This window comes from Flavobacterium sp., from assembly GCF_049318325.1.
GTDB lineage: Bacteria > Bacteroidota > Bacteroidia > Flavobacteriales > Flavobacteriaceae > Flavobacterium.
In genome coordinates this window covers 1-23,122 of the sequence record NZ_JBMOGQ010000025.1, presented here as the reverse complement: position 1 = coordinate 23,122, position 23,122 = coordinate 1, and the positions used below count along the sequence as shown (strand labels likewise).

16 protein-coding genes are annotated in these 23,122 nt (G+C 33.8%); 10 read left to right on the top strand and 6 right to left on the bottom strand.

Features of this window, described 5'->3' with window-relative positions:
- Together ACOYLP_RS04115 and ACOYLP_RS04110 are read left to right on the top strand one after the other, a co-directional pair.
- Positions 1-710: polysaccharide biosynthesis C-terminal domain-containing protein (locus tag ACOYLP_RS04115; protein WP_422854912.1), on the top strand; the 710-nt coding region annotated here is incomplete at its 5' end.
- A gap of 130 nt (positions 711-840) precedes the next feature.
- Positions 841-1,452, top strand: a complete 612-nt coding sequence (locus ACOYLP_RS04110; RefSeq protein ID WP_422854911.1) for a hypothetical protein — start codon at positions 841-843, stop codon at positions 1,450-1,452.
- A gap of 17 nt (positions 1,453-1,469) precedes the next feature.
- Here ACOYLP_RS04110 and glmM read toward each other — a convergent pair whose 3' ends face one another.
- On the bottom strand, positions 1,470-2,888 hold the full coding sequence (gene glmM / locus ACOYLP_RS04105; RefSeq protein ID WP_422854910.1) for a phosphoglucosamine mutase: 1,419 nt from the start codon (positions 2,886-2,888) through the stop codon (positions 1,470-1,472).
- 177 nt (positions 2,889-3,065) lie between these two features.
- Between glmM and ACOYLP_RS04100 the strand changes: the two genes are divergently transcribed.
- From ACOYLP_RS04100 to ACOYLP_RS04065, 8 genes are all read left to right on the top strand, one after another.
- Positions 3,066-3,656, top strand: a complete 591-nt coding sequence (locus ACOYLP_RS04100; protein ID WP_422854909.1) for an ACP phosphodiesterase — start codon at positions 3,066-3,068, stop codon at positions 3,654-3,656.
- A gap of 119 nt (positions 3,657-3,775) precedes the next feature.
- Entirely contained in the window at positions 3,776-5,596 is a 1,821-nt protein-coding gene (locus ACOYLP_RS04095; RefSeq protein ID WP_422854908.1) for a chloride channel protein, read from the top strand.
- Between the two features lie 78 nt (positions 5,597-5,674).
- Positions 5,675-8,506, top strand: coding sequence for an excinuclease ABC subunit UvrA (gene uvrA / locus ACOYLP_RS04090; RefSeq protein WP_422854913.1), 2,832 nt, complete (start codon positions 5,675-5,677; stop codon positions 8,504-8,506).
- A gap of 41 nt (positions 8,507-8,547) precedes the next feature.
- Entirely contained in the window at positions 8,548-9,273 is a 726-nt protein-coding gene (locus ACOYLP_RS04085; RefSeq protein ID WP_422854907.1) for a TIGR00730 family Rossman fold protein, read from the top strand.
- 74 nt (positions 9,274-9,347) lie between these two features.
- The gene (locus tag ACOYLP_RS04080) at positions 9,348-10,781 is read left to right on the top strand and encodes an MBOAT family O-acyltransferase (protein WP_422854906.1); all 1,434 of its coding nucleotides are present in this window, start codon (positions 9,348-9,350) and stop codon (positions 10,779-10,781) included.
- Positions 10,782-10,816: 35 nt separating this feature from the next.
- Positions 10,817-11,671: a hypothetical protein gene (locus tag ACOYLP_RS04075; protein WP_422854905.1), complete on the top strand. Its 855-nt coding sequence runs from the start codon at positions 10,817-10,819 to the stop codon at positions 11,669-11,671.
- Positions 11,668-14,481, top strand: coding sequence for an aminopeptidase (locus ACOYLP_RS04070; protein WP_422854904.1), 2,814 nt, complete (start codon positions 11,668-11,670; stop codon positions 14,479-14,481). Before ACOYLP_RS04075 ends, ACOYLP_RS04070 begins: the two co-directional genes overlap by 4 nt.
- A gap of 185 nt (positions 14,482-14,666) precedes the next feature.
- Complete coding sequence (locus tag ACOYLP_RS04065) at positions 14,667-17,072, top strand: alpha-ketoacid dehydrogenase subunit alpha/beta (protein ID WP_422854903.1); 2,406 nt, start codon at positions 14,667-14,669, stop codon at positions 17,070-17,072.
- 115 nt (positions 17,073-17,187) lie between these two features.
- On the opposite strand, the gene ACOYLP_RS04060 is transcribed toward ACOYLP_RS04065, so the two are convergent.
- The 5 genes from ACOYLP_RS04060 to ACOYLP_RS04040 form a co-directional block, all read right to left on the bottom strand.
- The gene (locus ACOYLP_RS04060) at positions 17,188-17,565 is read right to left on the bottom strand and encodes a DUF1508 domain-containing protein (RefSeq protein ID WP_422854902.1); all 378 of its coding nucleotides are present in this window, start codon (positions 17,563-17,565) and stop codon (positions 17,188-17,190) included.
- A gap of 52 nt (positions 17,566-17,617) precedes the next feature.
- Positions 17,618-19,231 (bottom strand): alkaline phosphatase PafA, encoded by a 1,614-nt coding sequence (pafA, locus tag ACOYLP_RS04055; protein ID WP_422854900.1) that lies wholly within the window; start codon positions 19,229-19,231, stop codon positions 17,618-17,620.
- Between the two features lie 118 nt (positions 19,232-19,349).
- Positions 19,350-21,239 carry an OmpA family protein gene (locus ACOYLP_RS04050; RefSeq protein ID WP_422854899.1) on the bottom strand — a complete coding sequence of 630 codons (1,890 nt, stop codon included), beginning with the start codon at positions 21,237-21,239 and terminating at the stop codon, positions 19,350-19,352.
- Between the two features lie 10 nt (positions 21,240-21,249).
- The gene (locus tag ACOYLP_RS04045) at positions 21,250-22,203 is read right to left on the bottom strand and encodes a PorP/SprF family type IX secretion system membrane protein (RefSeq protein ID WP_422854898.1); all 954 of its coding nucleotides are present in this window, start codon (positions 22,201-22,203) and stop codon (positions 21,250-21,252) included.
- A 19-nt stretch (positions 22,204-22,222) separates the two neighbouring features.
- Positions 22,223-23,122, bottom strand: a 900-nt coding sequence (locus ACOYLP_RS04040; protein WP_422854897.1) for a gliding motility-associated C-terminal domain-containing protein, incomplete at its 5' end; no start/stop codon positions are given.

Sequence of the window (23,122 nt, the reverse complement as noted above, 5' to 3'; positions counted from 1 at the left end):
ACTATTCGGTAGCCATATTTATTGCTACGGTTATAGCCGTTCCAAGCCGAGCAATGCATCAAATCACCTATCCAATTACGGCAAAACTCATGACCGATGGTAAACACGACGAACTAAACGATTTATACAAGAAAACGGCTATTACATTGCAAATCGTTGGCGGATTGGTTTTGGTAGGTATTCTTGTTAATATCAATCAAGTATATAATCTATTGCCTGAAAATTATCGTGGTGGAATTTTAGTTGTTTTTCTTATCGGATTGTCCAAATATTTTGATTTGGTTTTAGGAAATAACAATGCTATTATTTTCAATTCTAAATACTATAAAGCCGTTTTATTTTTAGGATTGTTTTTAGCATTTTTTGCCATTACACTAAATAAGATTTTCATACCAATTTATGGAATTAACGGCGCTGCTATTGCTACTTTAATTTCAATAACACTATACAGTATTGCTAAATTACTTTTTGTTATAATTCGAATGAAACTGTTTCCTTTTACCTTAAAAAACATTTATGCACTATTGATTGGATTGCTTTGTTTCTTCTGCTTTTATTATTGGGACTTTTCTTTTCACCCCATCATAAATATCATTTTGAAATCGATATTGGTCACAATAGTATATGTTGGTTTGGTATACAAAGCGAATCTTTCAGGAGATATTAACGGCGTTATTGTAAATGTGTTGAAGAAAATAAAGCTATTTTAATTTTTTGTGAATTCGTAATCCATAATTACCCAACCAATTTCATAGAAAATCCTCTATTAAAAATAAGTAAAAGTTAAAATAAACCTCAAATTAATTTATTGTACATTAGTGTACACAAAATATTAAGATAATGTGGTGGCAATATTGTTTAGTTTTTTTAGGTGCCTTGTTGTTTGACATTGTCCCTTTCCCATTTCTTCCGGCTTTTACTATAATGATTTTTCTTCAGTTAGTGTTTGGCCTTAACATATGGGCCACCATCTGTATAGGTGTGGCAGGTTCCATTTTGGGCAGATACATACTGACACTATACATCCATCGTATTTCGGATACCTATTTCAAACCTACCAAAAATGAGGATATAATGTTTCTTGGTAAAAAATTGAAAGAAAAAGGATGGAAAAGTCAAATTGCTATTTTTTCCTATTCTTTACTTCCGCTTCCAACAACTCCTTTGTTTGTTGCTGGTGGCATGGCCAAAATAACACCACTTTATATTATTCCTGCTTTCTTTGCAGGTAAATTTATTAGTGATACAGCGGCACTATTAATAGGTGAGTTTGCTTTAACAAACCTAAATAGTTTAGAATCAAATATCTTATCGTGGAAGTCTGCAGTCGGATTAGTAGTAAGTTTATTTCTCTTATGTTCTCTATTATTTATTGACTGGCGTACGTTAATTCAAAAAAAGAAATTTTTGCTTACTTTCAAAATATTTAAAACAAAAACCGTTTCCGATTAGATAGAGTTTTTGTCATTTTATAATCCGGAAATAGCTTTTATCTCATCAATAATTCGGTTAGCCAAATCATCTGCTAATTGTTGTGTTTGCGCTTCGGTATAAATCCTGATAATTGGTTCGGTATTCGATTTTCGTAAGTGGACCCAATTTTCGGCAAAGTCAATTTTTACTCCGTCAATTGTAGATATTGAGTTTGTCGAACTATCGTTCTTATATTTCTCAGTCATGGAAACCAAAATAGCATCCACATCAATTTGTGGTGTCAGTTCAATTTTATTTTTGCTCATATAATATTGAGGATATGATGCTCTCAATTCGGATACGGTCATATCAAGATTTGCCAAATGCGTTAAAAACAAAGCCACACCAACCAAACTATCTCTGCCATAATGCGATTCCGGATAAATAATTCCACCGTTTCCTTCGCCACCAATTATGGCATTTGTTTTCTTCATTAACTCCACCACATTTACCTCTCCAACAGCGCTGGCTTGATAGCTTTCGTTATACTTGTTTGTGATGTCTCTCAAAGCTCTTGATGAACTCATATTTGAAACCGTGTTTCCTGGAGTTTTGCTCAAAACATAATCGGCGCAAGCCACTAATGTATATTCCTCACCAAACATTTCGCCATCGTTAGAAATAAAAGCCAAACGGTCCACATCAGGGTCAACTACAATTCCGAAATCGGCATTTTCTTCTACTACCAATTTGCATATATCACCCAAATGCTCTTTCAAAGGTTCCGGATTGTGTGGAAAATGCCCGTTGGGTTCACAATATAATTTTACGCACTCCACTCCCATTTGTTCTAACAATTTCGGGATAATAATTCCACCTGAAGAATTTACACCATCAACCACAACCTTGAATTTTCTTTTGGCAACTGCTTCAGCATCAACTAAAGGTAAATTCAAAACCTCATCAATGTGAATATCCATGTAAGCGTCATTAACCATGATTTCTCCTAAAGAATCAACATCCGAAAAATCAAAAGCTTCCGATTCGGCAATTTCCAATATCAATTCGCCTTCTTTTCCACTTAAAAATTCCCCTTTTGAATTCAATAACTTCAAAGCATTCCATTGTTTTGGATTATGCGATGCGGTAAGGATAATTCCACCATCCGCTTTTTCCATCGGCACAGCAACCTCAACAGTTGGTGTTGTAGAAAGCCCCAAATCGATAACATCAATGCCTAATCCAAGTAAGGTATTCATCACTAAATTATGAATCATCGGTCCCGAAATACGGGCATCACGACCAATTACAACTTTTAACTTTTTGTCATTCCGAGGTAACGAGGAATCTCTTCCTTGTTTTAGGAAAGTCCCATAAGCTGAAGCAAATTTTACGGCATCAACCGGAGTTAGATTTTCCCCTACTTTTCCGCCAATAGTACCACGAATTCCAGATATAGATTTTATAAGTGTCATTTTATATGATTTTTGATGTACAAATATAAAAAAGTTACTGAGTAGCTGTGTATGTGAGTAGCTAAGTTTATGACAAAAGTTACTGGGTGACTGGGTGACTGAGTTGCTAGGTTTTTTCTATATTTACGAAAACAAACTCAGTTAATTAGTAACCCAGGCACATAGTCACTCTAAACAATGAACTTCCTCGCACACATTTATCTTTCCGGCGACAATGATTTGCTAAAAATCGGGAACTTTATGGCGGATAGTATTCGAGGGCATAGTTATGATGTTTATCCTGAGGAAATCCAAAAAGGAATTTTGCTACACCGTTCAATAGATAGTTTTACAGATATGCATCCCACATTTAGGCAAAGTAAACACCGTTTACACGAAAAATATGGTCATTATTCTGGTGTGATTATGGATATTTTCTATGACCATTTCCTAGCCAAAAACTGGAACACCTATTCCGATGAAAAACTGGAAGACTTTGCTGATAATTTTTATCACCTGCTAAAAGATAATTATGACGTTCTGACCGAGAAAGTCAAAAGCATGATTCCGTATATGTTTGCTAGAAATTGGTTAGTAAGTTATGCCTCTATTGACGGTTTGCAAATGATTATGTTTCATATGGATCATCGTACCAAAAACCGTGTTAACATGCATGAATCTATTGTAGAACTACTTGAAAACTATATCGAGTTTGAAAATGAATTTACCTTATTTTTTGATGAATTGCGTCAGCATTGTGCTAATAAATTAAAAGAACTTAATGTTTAAAACTACAAATCCACAAATGATTTTATTATTTCTTTTATTAATTAATTAATTTATCTTTTATAAAAAATTACTCCATAAAGATTTTATGAATTATTTTAGCAAATTAAAGTTTTGAATAAATGTCGACGGCTAAAGCTTCCAATTTTAAAATTATATTCAGAAGTATTTTCAGAAGAGCTGAGAATTTGATATATCTTTTGAAAGACAGACTTAGCGAGCGAAATTTTATCTATGTGGCCAGTGTGCTTGTAGCTATTACATGTTCATTGGCCGTGATCATTCTTAAAAGTTTTGCCCACAATATTTTTCTCTTGGCAAATGATATTAATGGGTTTCTGAAATTACCTTATATAAACAGTTTGCTTCCCATTGCCGGAATTCTGCTTACCGTTTTTGTGATTCGGAATTTTTTAGGCAATAGTTTAGAAAAAGGAAGTTCTAAAATACTTTATGCTGTTGCCAAAAAAGGTGGAATTGTTCCAAAAAAACAAATGTATGCACAAATTGTAACCAGTTCTTTAACTGTTGGACTTGGTGGTTCTGCCGGATTAGAAAGTCCAATTGTGATTACAGGCGCTGCATTTGGTTCTAACTTTGCGCAGAAATACCATTTATCACAAAAGGATAGAATTTTACTTTTAGCATGCGGTGTTGCGGCCGGAATAGGAGCAGCATTTAATGCGCCTATCGCCGGTGTATTATTTGCTATCGAAGTGGTCCTGACCGATGTTTCCATTTCCGCTTTTATTCCGATAATTATTTCCGCTGCTACAGGTGCTTTGATTTCAAAAATTTCTCTAAGCAGTGGAACTATTTTAAATTTTGATCAAACCTTAAAATTTGATTATCATAATACACCTTTCTACATTTTACTTGGAATTTTAGCCGGATTTGCCTCTATTTATCATGCTCGAAATTTTCAAAAAGTAGAAAAGTTTTTTGGAACTTTTAGAAATAAAGGATATAGAAAAGCACTCTTTGGCGCTTTGATTTTGGCTATTTTAATTTTCTTTTTTCCAACATTGTTTGGAGAAGGCTATGAAAGCATTAAAACATTGGCTTCCAAAAATCCAAACATTTTGTTAGAGAACACCATGCTTGAACCATTCAAAAGTAGCGAATGGATTTTATTGGCATTTATTGGAGTAACAATGTTGCTAAAAGCCTTTGCCACTGGATTAACTTTGGGAAGCGGTGGAAATGGGGGGAATTTTGCTCCTTCACTTTTTGTGGGTTCGTATCTTGGTTTTTTTGTTGCCAAAACGGTAAATCTACTCCATTTTACTCATCATTTACCTATTGCGAATTTTACCATTGTGGGCATGGCAGGAATCTTGAGTGGTTTGTTTCATGCACCATTGACTGCTATTTTCCTTATTGGTGAAATTACAGGTGGTTATGATTTGATGGTGCCGTTAATGATAGTTTCCTCTATAAGTTATGCTGTATCAAAACAATTCGAAAAACATTCGATGGATGTAAAAGCGTTGGTTGATAAAGGCGATGTATTTACTAGTGACAAAGACAAAAATATTTTGCAAAGTATTGATATTTATAAACTCGTTCAGCAAAATTTCAAAACTCTTACTCTTGAAAACTCTGTAGAAAGCATTGTAGAAATATTTTCGACAACAGATCAAAAAAATATTCCAATTATTGATGAAAATAAATCCTTGGTCGGAATAGTTGATTATGATGACGTTAAATCCTTTATTTTTAATCCTTATCATGTTAAGTTTTCTTCCATGCGTGAGGTCATTAGCCAACCAAAAGCGATTATTATTTTGGAAGACAAAGTAGAAAAAGTGATAAATCAATTTGAAACTACAAATGCATATATCTTACCTGTAATCCATAAAGGAAAATACTTTGGTTTCCTTTCTAAAATTGATATTTTAGAAAATTATCGACTGCGTTTAAAAGAGATGATTATTGAATAATTTTCTAACAATAACTTCTTAACTGACAACTAAAATTTTCAACCCAAAACACTACCTTTGCGTTTTGCAAAAAATGCTATGCTAAATACTGAAAATACAATTGAAGTTCTCGGAGCTCGAGTCCACAATTTAAAGAATATTGACATCTCGATTCCAAGAGAAAAACTGGTCGTTATTACTGGTCTATCGGGTTCGGGAAAATCGTCTTTAGCTTTTGATACCATTTATGCAGAAGGACAACGCCGTTATATAGAAACTTTTTCGGCTTATGCACGTCAATTTCTCGGCGGATTGGAACGCCCGGATGTAGATAAAATTGACGGATTGTCTCCTGTGATTGCTATAGAACAAAAGACCACAAGCAAAAGTCCACGTTCCACCGTTGGAACAATAACCGAAATATACGATTTCCTGCGTTTATTATATGCTCGTGCAGGTGAAGCATACAGTTATGCGACAGGAGAAAAAATGGTTTCCTATTCGGATGAGCAAATTAAGGATTTGATTATCAAAAATTTTATAGGAAAACGCATCAATATTTTGGCACCAATTATTCGTGCCCGAAAAGGTCATTATGCCGAATTGTTCCAACAAATTACCAAACAAGGTTTTCTAAAAGTGCGTGTCAATGGTGAGGTTCAGGATTTGCTTCTCGGAATGAAACTCGACCGATACAAAACCCACGATATTGAAATTGTTATCGATAGAATGGTAATTGAGAATAGTGAGGAGAACGAAAAACGCCTAACCGAAAGCATCAAAACTGCGATGTATCATGGCGAAAATGTATTGATGATTTTAGATCAGGACACCAATGAAGTGCGTTATTTCAGTCGGAATTTAATGTGTCCAACATCTGGAATATCCTATCAAAATCCGGAGCCAAATTTATTTTCGTTCAATTCTCCCAAAGGCGCCTGTGAAATTTGTAAAGGACTAGGGACAGTGCACGAAATCAATCTAAAAAAAATAATTCCAAATCCAAAATTATCTATCAAAAATGGTGGCTTTGCTCCTCTTGGCGAATACAAAAGTTCCTGGATTTTCAAACAATTGGAAATCATTGGAGAAAAGTTCGGCTTCACATTAGCAGACTCAGTAGAAACTATATCAGCAGATGCCATGGAAGTTATTTTACATGGTGGTAAGGAAAAATTCTCAGTAGAATCAAAAACATTAGGTATCACTAAAGAATACAAAATTGAATTCGAAGGCATATCTCATTTCATCAAAAACCAATACGACGAAAGTCAATCGACTTCCATAAAACGTTGGGCTAAAGAATTTATGGACGAAGTAACTTGTCCCGAATGCCAAGGTTCACGTTTAAAAAAAGAAGCCATGTATTTCCGTATTCACGAGAAAAATATTTTTGATTTATCGACTATGGATATTTCGGAATTATCAGCATGGTTCGAGGATTTGGATAATTATCTGAATGAAAAGCAAAAAATAATCGCGACAGAAATCGTAAAAGAAATTAAAGATCGTTTGCGCTTTTTGGTAAATGTTGGGCTGAATTATTTATCAATAAATCGAAGTTCCAAATCGCTTTCCGGCGGAGAGGCACAACGTATTCGATTGGCAACACAAATTGGTTCACAATTGGTTGGTGTATTATATATTTTAGACGAACCGAGTATTGGACTACACCAAAGAGACAACGAAAAACTAATTCATTCTTTAGAACAACTGCGCGATATTGGAAATTCGATTTTGGTTGTAGAGCACGACAAAGACATGATAGAAAGGGCTGATTATGTTATTGATATTGGTCCTAAAGCCGGAAAATTTGGTGGTAAAATCATCAGCAAAGGCACACCCGCCGAATTGATCAAAGAACACACCATAACAGCCATGTATTTAAATGGTGAAATGAAAATTGAAGTACCAAAAAAACGTCGCGAAGGAAATGGAAAATTTCTAAAACTAACAGGCGCAACGGGTAATAACCTAAAAAATGTTTCCATAGAATTGCCATTAGGAAAACTGATTTGCGTAACTGGAGTTTCAGGAAGCGGAAAATCAACTTTAATTAATGAAACGCTATATCCGATTTTAAATGCCTATTATTTTAATGGCGTCAAAAAACCACAACCGTATAAAAAAGTAGAAGGTTTAGAACATATTGATAAAGTAATCGATATCGACCAAAGTCCCATAGGCAGGACTCCAAGAAGTAATCCCGCGACCTATACTGATGTTTTTTCGGAAATCAGAAGTTTGTACACTATGACTCCTGAAGCTATGATTCGTGGTTACAAAGCTGGTCGTTTTAGTTTTAATGTTTCCGGTGGAAGATGTGAAACCTGCGAAGGATCGGGTGTTAGAACTATTGAAATGAGTTTCCTTCCTGATGTTTATGTGGAGTGCGAAACCTGTCAGGGCAAGCGGTTTAACAGAGAAACTTTGGAAATAAGATATAAAGGGAAATCTATTTCTGATGTGTTAAATATGACCGTTGATGAAGCGGTTCCTTTTTTTGAAAACATTCCAAAAATCTATCGAAAAGTAAAAACGATACAAGATGTTGGTCTGGGATATATTACTCTGGGGCAACAAAGCACTACACTTTCAGGAGGCGAAGCACAACGTATAAAATTAGCTACCGAATTATCCAAGAAAGATACTGGAAATACCTTTTATATCATGGATGAACCTACAACGGGTTTGCATTTTGAAGATATTCGTGTTTTGATGGATGTAATTAACAAATTGGTTGATAAAGGCAATTCCGTTTTGATTATTGAACACAATATGGATGTAATAAAATTAGCAGATTACATTATTGACATTGGTCCTGAAGGTGGTAAAGCCGGAGGTGAAATTGTTGCCAAAGGAACTCCAGAAGAAATCACAAAGAATAAGAAAAGCTATACGGCTGAGTTTTTAAAAAAAGAATTACTTTAGTGCGTTTTTTTTAAATATTTAAAAAAGAATAATATATATAAATGATGAGAGAAGATTTTGTAAATGAAGAGGATAAAATCCAGGAAAAATTAAAACAGAAAACTTGGAACGAAATAAGAACCAATGACTCTTGGGGAATTTTTAAAATCATGTCCGAATTTGTGAATGGTTACGAAAGTATGGCACGCATTGGCCCTTGTGTTTCTATTTTTGGTTCAGCACGAATAAAACCTGATAACAAATACTATTTGCTAGCCGAAAAAATTGCCTATAAAATAAGTAAAGCTGGTTATGGTGTTATCACGGGCGGTGGTCCGGGAATCATGGAAGCAGGAAATAAAGGAGCTCATAATGGTGATGGAACATCGGTAGGTTTAAATATTGAATTACCTTTTGAACAGCATCACAATCCGTATATCGACAAAGACAAAAATCTGAATTTTGATTATTTCTTTGTTCGTAAAGTGATGTTTGTTAAATATTCGCAAGGGTTTGTTGTAATGCCTGGCGGTTTCGGAACTTTAGACGAATTATTTGAAGCGGTTACTTTGATTCAAACTAAAAAGATTGGAAAATTTCCAATAATACTCGTAGGAACTGATTTTTGGTCTGGTTTGATTGACTGGATAAATACTGTATTAATAGAAAAAGAAAAAACAATTCATTTGGAAGACATGAACCTCATCAAAATTGTGGATACCGAAGATGAAGTAGTTAAAGCCTTAGATGACTTCTACAAAAAATACAACCTAAGCCCAAACTTCTAATAGCTATTTTGCCACAAATTACAATAATTTCGACTAATTAATTCTTGTAATTTGTGGTTTAACTTATTATAAAGATGTTTTTCAATTCGCTAAATTTTGCTATCTTCTCGCCAATAGTTTTTCTATTGTATTGGTTCATGCCAAATAAATCAAAGACTTCTCAAAACTATATTCTTATAATAGCAAGTTATTATTTTTATTCGTGTTGGGATTGGAGATTCTTATTCTTATTGGTTTTCTCGACTTTACTGGATTATTTTTCGGCAATTCAAATAGAAAAAAACACAAGTAATCATAAGCAGAAAATATGGCTATGGTTATGTATTTCAATAAATATAGGCTTTCTTGGAATATTTAAATACTATGATTTTTTTGTTAGTTCGTTTACCGATTTAATAAATGGTTTTGGGTTTCATTTAAATCCCTATTTACTAAAATTAATGCTTCCTGTTGGAATATCATTTTACACATTTCACGGTTTATCTTACATCATCGATATTTATTTTAAACGCATTAAAGCCGAACACAATTTTGTAGATTATTCATTATTCGTGAGCTATTTCCCTTTGCTGGTTGCCGGTCCAATTGAAAGAGCTACCCATCTTTTGCCGCAATTAAAAGTAAAAAGAGAATTCAATTTTGAAAAGGCCAAAGAGGGAATCTACCAAATAATTTGGGGTTTGGTAAAAAAAGTTGTTATTGCTGATACTTGTGCAAACTACGCTAATGAAATTTTCAATCATTACAATTCGATGAATTCACTGTCGCTGATTTTGGGCGCAGTTTATTTTGCTTTCCAAATCTATGGTGATTTTTCAGGATATTCCGATATTGCTTTAGGAACTTCAAAACTCTTTGGGATTGACTTAATGAAGAACTTCAATTATCCTTATTTTTCAAGAGATATTGCCGAATTTTGGCGACGTTGGCACATTTCGTTAACGACATGGTTTCGCGATTATTTATACATTCCACTTGGAGGAAGCAAAGGATCAAAATGGTTTAAGGTCAGAAACACATTTATCATTTTTTTGGTTAGTGGATTTTGGCATGGTGCCAGTTGGACATTTATCGCCTGGGGATTTATAAATGCATTGTATTTTATACCCTTGTTGTTATTAAAAAGAAACCGAAATAATATAGAAGAGTTTGAATTAGGCTTAAATTTTTCGTCGCTTAGAATTATTTTCAATATCCTCATAACATTTATAATGACTTGTTTCGCCTGGATATTTTTCAGGGCAAAAACAATTAATGATGCTTTATTGTACATCAAACGAATGGTAACCGACTTGCGTTTTTCTGAGCAATATTTCAGTATCGAACGCTATAGTAATGAGCTTTTGTTACTATTGCTTTTATTTGTAATTGTCGAGTGGAACAGCCGAACCAAAATAGAACCTATTTCCGGAAAATATAGTTGGCTGAAATTAGGCTTATGCTTGTCTGCCATCTTGGCTTTGGGAGTATTTTCGGATTATAAGGAATTTATTTATTTTCAATTCTGATGAAAAAGTTTGTAATCTTCATAGTAAAAGTCTTAATGATACTAATTCTAACAATGGGATTACTTGACATAGCCTATACTTTTGTTTACAAGCAAAATGATGACCGAAATAAAATCAGTTACCTATACAATTCAAAAGATAAAAATTATGATGATGTTTTCTTAGGTTCTTCCCGCATCAACAACCATTTGGTTCCAAAAATATTTAATGAGCAAGGCTATAAAACTTTCAACTTTGGGATAACACGTTCCCGACTGGAAGAATCAGCATTGATGTTAAAATTGATGGTCGAACGCAATTATAAGATAAAAAATCTTATCCTACAGGTAGATTTGAATATTAACACAAATGATAATTCAGAAGCCATACGTTCTTTATTTATGCCTTATTTGCATCAATCACAAATTATTCGGAATCATTACAAAGATATACCTGAATACAATAAACTGGTTTATATTCCGTTTTACAGATATCTGCATTATGATGCTCGAGTTGGTTTTAGAGAAATGTATTATTCATTAATTCACAAAAAAACAAATGCTTTGGATAATGATGGGTTTAATCCTTTAAAATCAATCCCCGGAAAAATGATTCCGGCAGATTTATCGAAATATTATCCGAAAAAGAATATAGCCTACGAAGAAATAAAAGCCATTTGCAAAAAAAATAAAATCAATTTAATTGCAATTACGACACCAATGTGTATGAGTACTATAAACAGGGATTATTTCAATCATATTAATTCGGTTTATCCCGAAATCCATAGATTTGAAAACGCCGTTACTGATGATAAGTATTTTTCAACCTGCGGCCATATGAACAAAGCTGGTGCGATTGAATTTACTAAGGTAGTATTCAGTGCCTTTTTTAAAGCCAAATCAAAACCTTGAGAAAACTAAACTACATACTTTTTCTGCTTAGCTTTGCCTCTTTTGCTCAACACAATTCCAAAATGATTGTGGAAGTTAACATTGAAAAGAAAGAATTGACTGTTAATCAGGAATTGATATTCTTCAATCAAACCAATGATACATTAACGAATATTGTTTTAAACGATTGGATTAATGGATATACATCAAAAAACACTCCTTTAGCAGCACGTTTTTCTGATGAATTTGAAAGAGGTTTTCATTTAGCCAAAGAAAAAGAAAGAGGCAGGACAAGCAACATTAACATCCTTAATGAAACTAATGCTCCACTAACATGGGAAAGAGATAAAAACCATCCCGATGTTATTCTGATTCGACTTAAAAATAAGTTACTTCCCAATCAAAAAGCAACCATAAAACTTAGTTATACTTTAAAAATCCCAAGCGATAAGTTCACAAAATATGGTTATGGCGAAAACGGAAAAATGTATCTTAAAAACTTTTTCCTTGTGCCTGCACGATATGAAAATAAAGACTTTACGAAATACGACAATTTAAATTTAGACGATTGTGCCAACGCACTTTCTGATTATGATATCGATATTAAAGTGCCTCAAAATTTTGACTTGGATTCCGATTTGGATGAAGTACAAAAAGAAACTGTAAATGGATTAAATCATTATCATTTCGTTGGGAAAAACCGTGTAAATTTCAATCTGTTTTTTGATGATAAAAAGGATTTTGAAATCTTTAAAAACAACAACATTGAAGTGGTTTCGAATTTAAAAGACAATCGGCTGAACGATATTCAAAGAGCCATCCTTATTGACAGAATTGTGAATTATGTATCCGAAAACCTAGGCGAATACCAAGACTCAAAAATAACTGTCGCTCAAGCCGATTATGATAGAAACCCTTTCTACGGATTAAATCAATTACCACTATTTATTAGTCCATTTCCAGATGAGTTTTTATATGAAATTAAGTTTTTAAAAACGTATCTGAACAATTATTTAAATAACACTTTACAATTAGACCCTAGAAAAGACAACTGGATTTATGATGGTATCCAAGTCTATATCATGATGAAATATATAGAAGAATATCATCCTGACAGCAAGATGATGGGAAGTGTTGCCAAACTAAAACTACTTAAAGGCTATAACCTAGTTTCATTGAATTTTAATGGTCAATACAGCTATTTATATATGTTGATGGCTCGTAAAAATTTGGATCAGGCTTTATCAATTTCTAAAAATCAACTAATCAAATTCAACGAAAAAATTGCTTCAAAATATAGAGCTGGATTAAGTATAAAATATTTAGACAGTTATATTGAAAATGATGTTGTTCCAAACAGCATCAAACAATTTATTGTTTTGAATGCCAAGCAACAAACAAACCGAAAGGATTTTGAAAACATTTTAACTTCCAATTGCCCAAAAAAAATTGATTGGTTTTTTGGCAAAATAATCGATTCCCGCGATATTATCGATTTTAAATTTAATAAGGTTACTAAAACGAAAGACAGCATTAGTTTTTCATTAAAAAATAAAACCGAAACCAACCTTCCTATATCAGTTTATGGGATAAAAGATAAAAACATAGTTTATAAAAAATGGTTCGATACTATTGATTCTGATAGTATTTATTCCATTCCGAGAAATCATGCAGATAAGATTGTAATCAATTACAAAAATGAAGTTCCCGAGTTTAATCTGAGAAACAATTGGCATTCCTTACACGGATTTCGTATTAATAATAGGCCGATAAAATTCAACTTTTTTAAGGATTTGGAAGATCCTTATTACAACCAAATTTTATATATCCCCACTTTAGAATACAATTTATATGATGGATTTCTTCCCGGCATTCGTTTTCATAACAGAACCATTTTAGACAAACCTTTCAATTTTGATGTCAATCCGACGATTTCAACTAAAACAAAGAGTTTTTCAGGAAAAGGATTTTTATATGTTAATCAATTCAACCGCGACAGTAATTTATACTATATTAAATATATGCTTAGCGTACAATACCTTCACTATGCACCGGATGCCAATTATAAAAAATTAGCACCAACCGTTTTTTTGAATTTCAGACCTGATGATTATAGAGATAACAGAAAACAAACTATTGTCATAAAAGAAATCATTGTAGATAAGCAAAAGACTGCTTTTACAGTAAGCGAAAATAGCGAAAACTACCAAATATTTAATGCCAAATATATAAATACCAAAACCGAAGTAACCAATCATTTTTCATTTTTAGGCGATTTTCAGTATTCATCAGTTTTTGGAAAACTTGCCACAGAAATACAATATCGTAAACTTTTTGACAACAACCGCTCTCTGAATCTTCGTTTGTTTGCTGGAACTTTTTTACACAACAAAACAACTTCCAACTATTTTGATTTTGGTTTGGACAGACCATCAGATTATCTTTTTGAAAGTGACTATTTGGGTCGTTCTGAAACCACCGGATTATTTAGTCAGCAATCCATTATTGCCGATGGTTTTTTTAAATCAAAACTGGAAACCCGAACCGCCAATCGTTGGATGACAACTATTAATGCTAATTATACTATTTGGAGTTGGATTGAAGCTTATAGTGATGTTGGTTTTATAAAAAACAAAGAAAGTGACCCAAAATTTGTTTACGATAGCGGAATTCGATTGAACTTAGTTACCGATTATTTTGAGTTATTTTTTCCTGTATACTCTAACAATGGTTGGGAAATTGGAGACAAAAATTATGGCGAAAAAATTCGATTTATTATAACTTTCCGACCTGAAACACTCATCAATCTTTTCACCAGAAAATGGTTTTAAATTGAGGTTAAAATATTCGTTTATTAAACATTTTGCAGAATATTCTATTTTTTATTAAATATTCGTCATCACAATAACTTTATATAACAAATAAATTAGAGATAATTAAAATTATATTTTTGTTCAGAATATAATTTGTTACCTCTTTTTATTTAAATTTGTTTCTTTAAGAAATATTTCCTTCTATGTCTGAAACAAAATCCAAAACTGAAATTACATTTGAAGACTTCAAACAAGAAGTTTTAAATGATTATAAAATTGCCTCAATAAGTAGAGAATGTAGTCTGTTAGGACGTAAGGAAGTACTAACCGGAAAAGCAAAATTTGGAATTTTTGGTGACGGAAAAGAAGTGCCACAATTGGCCATGGCAAAAGCATTTCAAAACGGTGATTTCCGTTCGGGTTATTATCGTGACCAAACATTTATGATGGCAATTGGTGAGTTGTCTATTCAACAATTTTTTGCCGGTTTATATGGTCATGCAGATTTAGAGCATGATCCTATGAGTGCAGGAAGACAAATGGGTGGACATTTTTCTACACAGACCATAGATGAAAATGGCAATTGGAAAAACCTAACACAACAAAAAAATTCGAGTGCTGATATTTCTCCAACAGCTAGTCAAATGCCTAGATTATTGGGTTTAGCACAAGCATCAAAAATATATAGAAATGTTCGCGGATTGGAAAATTATTCCAATTTTTCAAATCAAGGAAATGAAGTTGCCTGGGGAACTATAGGCAATGCGTCTACATCCGAAGGATTATTTTTTGAAACCATTAATGCGGCCGGAGTTTTACAAGTACCAATGGTAATTAGTGTTTGGGATGACGAATACGGAATTTCTGTTCATGCCAAACATCAAACTACAAAAGAAAGCATCTCTGAAATTCTTAAAGGTTTTCAGCGTGATAAAAATGGGAATGGCTATGAAATTCTTACCGTAAAAGGTTGGGATTATCCAAATTTAGTAGCAACTTACGAAAAAGCAGCCGAAATAGCCCGAGAAGAGCACATCCCAGTTTTGATTCACGTAAATGAATTGACTCAACCACAAGGACATTCGACTTCTGGTTCGCACGAACGATATAAAAATTCAGACCGTTTGGCTTGGGAAACCGAGTTTGATTGTTTGGCTCAAATGAGAACTTGGTTACTTCAAAATGATTTGGCTACCGCAGAAGAATTAGAAGCCATTGAAAACAATTCTAAAAAAGAAGTTTTGGAAGGCAAAAAAGAAGCTTGGGCAGCTTTTGTTTCTCCGATGAAAGAAGAGCAGCAGGAATTAGTTTCTTTGTTAAATTCTATAGCCAATTCAAGCGCAAACAAAGTTTTTATTGAAAAACAATCTGCAGATTTAGCATCCATCAAAGAACCTATTCGCAAAGAAATTTTAATGGTTGCCCGAAAAGTATTGCGAATGATTGTCAATGAAAGCGGCAGACAGGAATTAGCGAATTGGATAACGAATTATACTAACAAAATCCAACCAAAATTTAGCTCGCATTTATTTTCACAATCGGATAAAAATGTTTTAAAAGCTACTGAAACAGCTGCTACTTATGATGATTCAGCCGAAGAAGTAGACGCCCGTTTAATATTACGAGACAATTTTGACGCTATATTTAATAAATATCCTGAAGTGTTAGTTTTTGGTGAAGATGCCGGAAACATTGGTGATGTAAACCAAGGTTTGGAAGGCATGCAGGAGAAATATGGTGAACTTCGTGTGGCCGATGTTGGCATTCGTGAAGCAACCATACTCGGACAAGGCATCGGAATGGCGATGAGGGGTTTACGACCAATTGCAGAAATTCAATATTTAGATTATTTATTATATGCCATCCAAATCATGAGTGATGATTTGGCAACACTTCAATATAGAACTCGAGGAACTCAAAAAGCACCTTTAATAATTAGAACGCGTGGACATCGATTGGAAGGAATCTGGCACTCAGGTTCACCCATGGGAATGATTATAAATGCCATCCGTGGAATACATGTTTTGGTGCCGAGAAATATGACTAAAGCCGCTGGTTTTTATAACACATTGTTAGAGACAGACGAACCTGCTTTGGTAATTGAATGTTTGAATGGCTATCGTTTAAAAGAAAAAATGCCAACCAATTTGGGTAAATTTAAAACTCCGATTGGCGTTGTGGAAACCATTAAAACAGGAACCGATATTACGATTGTTTCCTATGGTTCAACACTGCGTATTATAGAACAAGCTGCCAAAGAATTATTAGAAACAGGTATCGATGTAGAAATTATTGACGCTCAATCTTTGTTACCATTCGACATCAATCATGATTGTCTTAAATCAGTTATGAAAACGAATCGTTTATTGGTAATAGATGAAGATGTACCAGGCGGTGCAAGTGCTTATATTTTGCAACAAATTATCGACGAGCAAAAAGGATATAACTATCTTGACAGCCAACCACAAACTCTGACTTCTAAAGCTCATCGCCCTGCGTACGGAACCGATGGTGATTATTTCTCAAAACCTTCTGCAGAAGATGTCTTTGAAAAAGTATATGCCATTATGAATGAAGTAAAACCAGATATATTTCCGAGTTTGTATTAACATCGAAAAATCATGCAACCTAGAGATTTACTTGGGTAAAAAAGAAATTCTCTTTGCTTGATCCAAACCATATTTGTTGACATTTGGAAAAAGCATTTAATAATAAAATGATGAATTATTGTACATCATCTTCAAAAGCACTACTATCTTCAGAAAAGGCAAATTCATTTTCTGAAAAGTCAAGTATTTCAGCCTTATGGACATAATTAATAATTTCATCAATTCCTTTTTGCAACATAAGCTCTGTCGAAAATTTTCGGCTATTAGCCAAGACCAAACCATCTTTAGATAATCTAAAAAAAAACTTATTCGATGCCTTTTTGACTTTTGTAAAAGCAAACAATGACATGTTTTCTTTTATTCCTAAAATCATTCTTTCACAATCTGATTTATGTTTACAAACTATACTAGTAAAAATTGTTTTCCCCTTTCTGGAGGCAAAAACAAACTTATAATCACCATTGTATCTTTTGCTAATTACAAATGTACTCATAGTTAATTTTCAGAATTTTAGGCAACTAATTTGGAATGACAAAATGAAAAAACTATTTATTCAAAATCTCATTCAAAACCTCTGATTCTGTTCCGTTTGGTAACGTTATTTTTAGTTTCTGCGATAAGGTTGGTGCAATCTTTGTAATTTCTTTTTTCTCATGGCATTCGCCTTTTTTGATATTCCATCCATAAAACAATAACGGCACATGTGTATCGTAACTATAGGTTGTTCCGTGAGAAGTTCCAGTTGGACCGTATTCAATATAACCCGGTTTATCCAAAACAATCATGTCGCCATTTTGGGTTACATCATATCCTTTGGCAATACAATTCAGATGATAATCCGCTCCTGAATTTGCTAAAATCTCTTCTTCGGTATAAACACGCTTTACATAGTTTTGCGTCATTAAGAAGTCTTTAAATGCTTGTTTTACTTTGCTCAAATCCAAACTTTTAGCTTTGATTTTATTCTTATCAAAAAACAAATTAAAGCTGTCATAACGCAGCACTAAATCTTCACCAAAAGTATCAATTGAAAATTTCTCAAGATTTTTATCAAGCTCCTTGCCATCAAGATTTGTTACATCGTATTTGTTATCATGTAAGAAACGGGCATTTTCCGCTCCGGCATGATCAGCGGTTAAGAAAACTAAATAATTTCCTTTTCCGACCGTTTTATCCAAATAGTTTAAAAAGTCAGCAATAGTCAAATCCAAACGCAAATACGTGTCTTGCAATTCGATAGAACGTGGCCCCAGAATATGTCCAACATAATCGGTAGAAGAAAAACTCACGGCTAAAAAATCGGTAATAGTATCTTTTCCTAATGATTCTTTTTCGATGGCTAGTTTAGCAAAATCGGCCACATAATCATTTCCAAAAGGAGTTGCTCTCAAAATACTCGGGTTGTTTTTATCGAGCATCGCTTTTAAATCATATGGAAAAACAGGTTTATCTACTTTGTATAATTTCCCTTCGTATGGATTATCATCTGGCAGACTTTCATCATAAGTTGCGATTGGTTTTAATAAATTCCAACCTTGATTAATATATTTCATATAGCCTTTTTGGGAATTGAATTCAGTTACCCAATCCGGTAATGTTGAACCATAAAAAGTACTGGAGATAAAGCTTCCTGTTTTGCTATACCAAAATGCCCAATTCGCAAAATGCCCAGCAGGAAGAATGGCTCCTCTGTCTTTCATACTAATGCCGATTACCTTTCCTTTGAAATTAGTTGATAGGCGAAGTTCGTCTGTAACAGTTGTAGTTTGCAAATTTTTAGGCGACATTTCTCCTTCTTCTTTGCTGCCGTCTCCAAGTGTTTTTACCGAAGTGTCATCCGTACAATACACTTCTTTTCCTGCGCTTCTGCTGAACCATTCATTACTTACGATTCCGTGAATTGCGGGAGTTGTTCCTGTATAAATAGAGGCGTGTCCTGGTGCGGTATACGTAGGCATATAATTGTAATGCATATTATAAAACGTATATCCTTCATTTATCAATCGCTTAAATCCATTTTCAGAAAAATCACTTTGAAAGCGATACAGGTATTCCATTTTCATTTGGTCGACCACAATGCCAACTACTAATTTTGGGCGCTGTTGGGCGTTTAGATTTGAAATAATAAATAAGAAAACGAGAGGAAGAAACTTTTTCATCAGTTGTTATTGTGAAATACAAAAATACAGATTCGGGTTGAATAGTTTACAAAAAAAATGCACACCGGTAAAAGCGTACATATTACTAAAAATCCCAATATTCAATAACAACTAACTCCTATTTCAAAATCATAAACGTACATCTACGATTTGTGGCATGCTCTTCTTCGGTACAATCATTTTTAGGACAAATAATTAATGGCTTTGTTTCGCCATACCCTATAGAAAGCAGTCTTTTTCTATCAATTCCATTCTGCACCAAATATTCTAATGCCGAAGCAGCACGTTTGTTTGACAAACTCAAGTTATAAAATGCTGTGGCTCGTGAATCGGTATGCGACCCTATTTGAATTTCCATGTATGGATATTTTTTCAACAAGCTTACCAATACATCAAGTACTTTGGCTGCTTGTGGCTTGATATTCCATTTATCCAAATCGAAATAGATGTTTTCCAAATCGATAAGCACCGTTCCGTCATCTTTTTTATTGATGATCTCTTCTGCATCATAATATGACTCAACTTTCATTTGTAAATCGATATATAGTTTCCCTTTTTGGCTAGTATCAAATTTAGCTTCGGCTGGAATATAAAAATCTTTGAAAGCCATGATTTTGTATATCTTGTTTGGCTCCGTATTAAAAGTGAATGTTCCGTCTTTACCCACCAATACTTCTTCTATAAGATTGCCTTTATCATCAAATAATTTTACTCTAGCGCCAGGCAATAACTCCAATGTTTTTAAATCTCTCACTTCACCTTCAACCAAATACTCTAACTTATTTTCTTCCTGAATGAAAGTGTATAAATTATCATCGCCGGTTCTGTTTGAAGCAAAATAACCTTTGTTATTTTTCTCATCCAAAATGAAATTGAAATCATCCATTTCGCTGTTTATTGTAGAGCCTAAATTAAGTGGTTTATCAAATTCGTTGTTACTCAATTTTAAACTCATAAAAACATCTAAATTTCCATTACCCTGATGTCCGTCAGAAGCGAAATAAAGTGTTCCTCCTTCGGTTACAAAAGGAAATTGTTCTCTGTGAATTGTATTAATAGTTTCGCCTAAATTTCTTGGCTGGCTGTAAGTTCCGTCTTCATTTACATCAACAACAAAAATATCCATTGAACCAAATGTACCAGGCATATCACTTGCAAAATATAGTTTCTTTCCGTCTTTTGTCAAGAATGGATGTTCAACTGAATAAGAATCACTTGAGAAAGGCGCCATCGTTACATTGGCCCATTTTCCATCTACCAGTTCGGCTTTAAATATTTTAATCATAGCCACTTTTTCATCGCCAATTTTTACTCGTTTATCACTACTTCTGTTGAAATACATTGTTTTCCCATCGGCGCTAAATGTGGCAGAACTCTCGTGTTTATTCGTATTTATATTAGCAGGAAAAGGTTCCACTTTTTCCAATTGCCCTTGACTATCAACTGATGCGGAAAATAAATCCAAATAAGGTTTGTCGTTCCAACCATAGGCTTTCTCTTGGACATTTCGTATAGAAGCAAATGTTACTTTATCGCCATAGAACGAAATTCCAAAATCGCCATTGGCTTTGTTCTTTGACATGATTTGCAACTTGTAACTATTGGGAGTGCTTCGGGTTATGTTCTTCATAAATTTTGGGGTATTTTGATCAAAACCTGAATACTCCGACATGATAGCATCTCCTTTGTCAAAATCTTTTGTTCCTTTCAATGCATTGGCATATCTGAAAAAAACTTCTTTTTTAACACTATCTTTAAAGGTGAAAAATAATTGTCTGTAGGCCCGAACAGCATTGGTCATTTGGAAATTGTAATAATAACAATCTCCTAAATTTTGTAACACTTGTCTAGATTGCTTTGTCTGAATTACTTGTTCATAAGCTTCGGCAGCTTTGACATAAGACTTACTTGCAAACAAGGTGTTGGCTTGTTTAACACTGACTTTTTTTTGGGCAACCAGCGTGGTGATACTGCAAAAAACAAAAAGTATGTAGTAGCTTTTTTTCATAATTTTCATTTTAAAAGAATCGTGGAGATTTATCATATCCTTTACCCGAAAGTTTACCTAAATCCAAATCAAATAGTAAAAAAACCTCATGCGAACCTGAATTGAAAGCTCCCAAATTTGAAAGTGTATAATCATACGAATATCCTATTCTGAGTTTTGGCGTGACATAAAAACTAGCTAAACCACTAACGGAATCTCCCATTCTATAACCCACTCCAGCTTCAAATTTATTATTGATTAACACATTGGTAGTTAAATCTAAGGAAACTGGAGCGCCTTCTACTCCTTTTGCCATAAATGCTGGTTTCAGCTTGAAGTTATCATTTCCATTAAACGTAAAGACATATCCGCCGGTCATGAAAAAGTGAACTGATTCTACTCCACTTCCGGGACGACCATTTATAGTTTCTATATGCCTGGAGGTCATTAAATTTGGCGCCGAAAAACCAACATAATAATTGTATCCAAACAAATAAGTTCCGACTCCGAAATTAGGGAACGTTTGGTTGATATTATTCTGAAATGCCGGATCAGGTAGCGGATCGGTCAGCACGAATCCGTTAAAATTGGCATCAAATAAAGTAACTCCTGCCTTTAATCCAAATGACAATTTAGTAGTTTCACTTAACGGTAAAACATAGGCAAAGTCTGCATAAATATTATTCTCTTTCACTACATCACCAATCTCATCATGAACAACCGAAATTCCCACCTCTACTCTTTTGGATAAAGGTTTGTGGATAAAAAAGCTTTGGGTTGTTGGAGCTCCTTTAATTCCAACCCATTGAGCGCGATATAATACCCCAATATTCATCACATCTTCATTATCTGTTGCATAAGCAGGATTCATGACACTCATATTGTACATATAGTGAGTAAACTGAGGATCTTGTTGCGCACGTAATTTTGAGGTTAAAAAAACAACAAGTAGTACTAAGAGGTATTTAATAATATTATGTTTCATAGTTGCACTCATTTGTTCTTTATCTGTTTAGATATAATCTACCTTGAATGGCCTTTCTTGTTCCGTCATTGAAATTCAATATATAGAAATAAACTCCGGTTGTGAGTAATTTGTCTCCTAAATTCAAACCTCCTTCTGAAGTTGTTCCATCCCAATTTTGTTTATTTTTATTCCCTGTATAAATTAAACTTCCGTAGCGATTGTAGATTTCTAATTTATAGTTCGGATATATAACAGCAAGATTCGGAATTTCAAAAGTATCGTTGATTCCATCGTTGTTTGGTGAGAATCCATCCGGAATAATTACATCACAAACCGTTAAATCAACAGTAACTGGAAGGCGAAGGCTTTCGCAACCATTTACAGAAACTAAGGCCACAAAATAAGTTGTGCCATTTATCAATACATCTGAAGGACTAAAAGCCGTACCCCCTGTTAAAGCATCGTACCAAATAACATTTGGATTTCCAACAAAATTTGCTGATAAGTCTGCAATGGTTGGAGCAGGAACATTAGTTCCGCAGAAAAGTTCACCTCTATCAATTAACGTCGGTGCTGGGTCAGATATCACATTGAAATTACCTATTAGCGCATTTGCACCTGATATTCCACAAGTGTTGCTTGGAGATGTTAGGCTATTAATTTGAACTGATGTTTGTCCGTTATTTATAATGCTTACACCTGGAATAGTAAATGTTGTTCCTCCGTTTGTAAAGGTTACCGAAATAGTTGCGGTTCCTGAATTTGCTCCTGATAATAGGTAAGTTAACGAATATGTTCCGTTAGGTAGATCACTAATTCCGGAAATTGTAACATTACTATCAGAATTAGGACATGTATCTTGAGCAGAAACAGTGGCTCCAGTATTACTTGGAATTGGATTAATAATAAAATTAGCTGTAGCATTTTCACTAGCATT